This is a genomic window from bacterium (genome assembly GCA_035371905.1).
Lineage (GTDB): Bacteria > Ratteibacteria > UBA8468 > B48-G9 > JAFGKM01 > JAMWDI01.
Window position 1 is genome coordinate 1 of record DAORXQ010000145.1, and the last position, 3,267, is coordinate 3,267.

Here is a 3,267-nt window from a genome sequence, read left to right on the forward strand (position 1 = left end):
TCTTATATTTCAAATAATTTAGGATAAGATTTTTCATCAAGAATAATAGAACAATATTTAAAAACATCCTCAACTTTTACTTCTTTTATACATTGATATTCCATTTTGCATTTTTTATAACTGCTACACGGAAAACAATCTATATTACTGTGAACAACATAACTTTTCTCTCCAACAGGTCCATATTTATAAGGATTACCTGGACCAAAAATAGTTACAATGTCTGTTCCTGAAGCACAGGCAAGATACATCAAATAAGAATCATTTGTAACAATCAAATCTGAAAGTTCAAAAATTACAAAATTTTCTTTTAAATCTGTTTTCCCTCCTAGGTCAAACACATTATCACTTCCTATTAAATCTTTAATCTCTTTTGTTAATTTCTCTTCCCCTTTTAAACCAATTATAATTATTTTTACCCCATATCTTTTAATTAATTCTTTCCCGAGAATTACATATTTTTCCTTATCCCATCTTTTAAATACTGCTTCTCCTCCGGGAATTAAGACTACTACTAAGTCAGAAGATTTAATTTTAAAAGAGCTAAAAATCTCTTTAACTTTTTCTCTGTAATAATTACTGACTGGAAAGAATATTTTTACTTCCCCTGGCCCAAACAATGGTTCTAAAAATTTCATAATTTTTTCACTTTGGTGAATGTAAAATTTATCACTTAAAATATCCTTCATAAAAAAGGTTAATTTATATTTACTTTTTAGAAAGAACAAAAAAAAGGGTGTTTTGAAATCTATTATTAAATCATATTTTTGACTTCTCAATTTTTTAATCAGTTTGTAATATCCCATTTTTTCCCAGAGAAAATATGATGAAAACCATGGATTATCCAGAACAAATTCAACTGCTTTATCTCCTACAATTATATCTATTTGTGAATTTCTATATGTATCTTTTATTTTTTTTATCGCAGGTGTGATAAGAAGATTTTCTCCAACTGAGTTAAAACCAATTATAAGAATTTTTTTAATACCATCATCTTTAATATTTCGCAATTTCATCACTTGATAAATAATTTAAATTATTTCATATTCTTACATTTACTCCTTTTTCTCTAAGATATTTTTTTATCTGGGGAATTGTTAAAATCCTGAAATGTAAAAGAGAGGCAATAAGAACAGCACTGGCTTTACCTTTAACAACTGCTTCATATAAATGTTCCAGTTTCCCAGCCCCTCCAGATGCAATAACTGGAATTTTTACATTTTCACTTACAATTCTTGTTAAATCAATATCATATCCATCCTGTGTACCATCTCTATCTATACTTGTTAATAATATTTCTCCTGCTCCAAAATCCTCAACCTTTTTCGCCCAATCTAAAACATCTATACCTGTTGGTTTTTTACCGCTCTCTATATACACTTCCCAGGTTTCTCTTTCTGTTTTTTTAGCATCTATAGCGACAACTATACACTGACTTCCAAATTTTTTTGCACCTTCTTTTATTAAATCTGGATTTTTTACAGCAGCAGTATTTATTGAAATTTTGTCTGCTCCATTTGATAATAAAATTTCTATATCATTTAAAGAAGAAATTCCTCCTCCCACAGTAAAGGGAATAAAAACAACATCTGCAACCTTTCTTACCACATCTATCATAGTTTTCCTTCCTTCTATTGTGGCACTTATATCAAGAAATACGAGTTCATCTGCACCTTCTTTACTATAAAATGAAGCATTTTCTACCGGATCCCCTGCAACTCTGATATCCTCAAAATGAATTCCTTTTACAACCTTACCATCCTTTACATCAAGACAAGGTATAATTCTTACTGTAACCATTTTCCCTCCAGAAAATTTTTTATAAATAAAAGTCCCATTTTCCCACTTTTTTCAGGATGGAATTGAACACCTACAATATTGTCTTTAATTATAACAGAAGGAAAATCAATGCCATACTTTGTTTTACCAACAATAATATCTTCCTGAGTTTTAATATAATAAGAGTGAGCAAAATAAAAAAAAGAATTATTTACTATTCCCTCAAAAATCTTATTATCCTTCAAAATTTCTACTTTATTCCATCCCATATGAGGAATTTTTATTTCTTCATTTTTAAATTTTACCACTTCTCCCTTTAAAATTCCAAAACCTTCCTTTTTTCCTTCTTCACTCACATTAAATAAAAGTTGTAGTCCTAAACAAATCCCAAGAAATGGAATACCTAATTCTAATCGGTATTTTAATTTTTCCAATATCCTTGTTTTCTCTAAATTTTCAATACCTGAATCAAAACTTCCGACACCCGGCAGAATCAAAAAGTCTACTCTATCAATAATTTCTGGATTTTCAACCAAAACAAATTTTTCACCTAAAAATTTAATAGCAGATGAAACACTGTAAATATTTCCTGCACCATACTTTATAACTCCCACCATTTTAATAAGATTTAATTTTAATTCTATAAAATGTTAATTTCAAAATACTCTAAAAGCAAGAAAGAAAAATTTAATTAATTAAATATATTCAATTGTACTCGGAGGTTTAGGTGTTATATCGTAAAGGACCTTTACAACTCCCGGAACTTCTTTTAAGATTCTATCTCTTATTTTAAACAACCTTTTCCATAAAATTTTTACAGGAGTTGCAGTTAATGCATCTTCTGATTTTACCGCCCTTATTGCTATTATATCTCCCAACAATCTTTTCCCCTCTACTATACCTGTAGCTTTATCTGAAAATAAAACAGGAAATGCCTGAAAAATATTTTTTTCTGTTAGTTCTTCCTCTACTATTTTTGTAGCAATTCTAATTTTTTCCACTCTATCTCTTGTTACTTCTCCAATAATTCTTGTAGCAAGACCGGGACCGGGAAATGGTTTTCTATCATACATTTTTTTAGGCAATCCAAGAGTTTTTGCAACCTGTCTTACTTGATGCTTGTATAATTCCTTTAATGGTTCAACAATTGTTAAACCATAATGAAGCGGATTCACTCCAATCTGAGATAAAACATTGTGCTGTGTCTTTATTCCCTTTTGAGTTTCTATGATATCAGCCGCTATTGTTCCCTGTATTAAAAAATCAACAGAATAACTTCTTACTGCCTGACTGAGTATCTTATAGAATGTATCTCTGAATGCTTTTCTCTTTTCTTCAGGGTCTATTTTTCCTTTTAATGCATCAAAAAATACATCTTCAACATTCCAGATTTCTAAATCTATTCCCTTCTTCGCAAAAAAATCTCTAACCTCCTCTGCTTCCTTATATCTCATTAATCCATCATCAATAAAAAAAACAACAAGATTG

Annotated in this window: 4 protein-coding genes; all 4 read right to left on the bottom strand. The window is 29.4% G+C overall.

All coding sequences use genetic code 11. From position 1 onward, the window contains the following. Nucleotides 1-2: 2 nt before the first annotated feature. Nucleotides 3-1,016 (bottom strand): glycosyltransferase family 9 protein, encoded by a 1,014-nt coding sequence (locus PKV21_09755; GenBank protein ID HOM27770.1) that lies wholly within the window; start codon nt 1,014-1,016, stop codon nt 3-5. 25 nt (nt 1,017-1,041) lie between these two features. Then, nucleotides 1,042-1,800 carry an imidazole glycerol phosphate synthase subunit HisF gene (gene hisF, locus PKV21_09760; protein HOM27771.1) on the bottom strand — a complete coding sequence of 253 codons (759 nt, stop codon included), beginning with the start codon at nt 1,798-1,800 and terminating at the stop codon, nt 1,042-1,044. Then, on the bottom strand, nt 1,788-2,396 hold the full coding sequence (hisH, locus tag PKV21_09765) for an imidazole glycerol phosphate synthase subunit HisH (protein HOM27772.1): 609 nt from the start codon (nt 2,394-2,396) through the stop codon (nt 1,788-1,790). Before hisH ends, hisF begins: the two co-directional genes overlap by 13 nt. A 78-nt stretch (nt 2,397-2,474) precedes the next feature. After that, nucleotides 2,475-3,267 (bottom strand): ExsB family transcriptional regulator (locus tag PKV21_09770; protein ID HOM27773.1); only part of this gene is annotated, 793 nt, incomplete at its 5' end.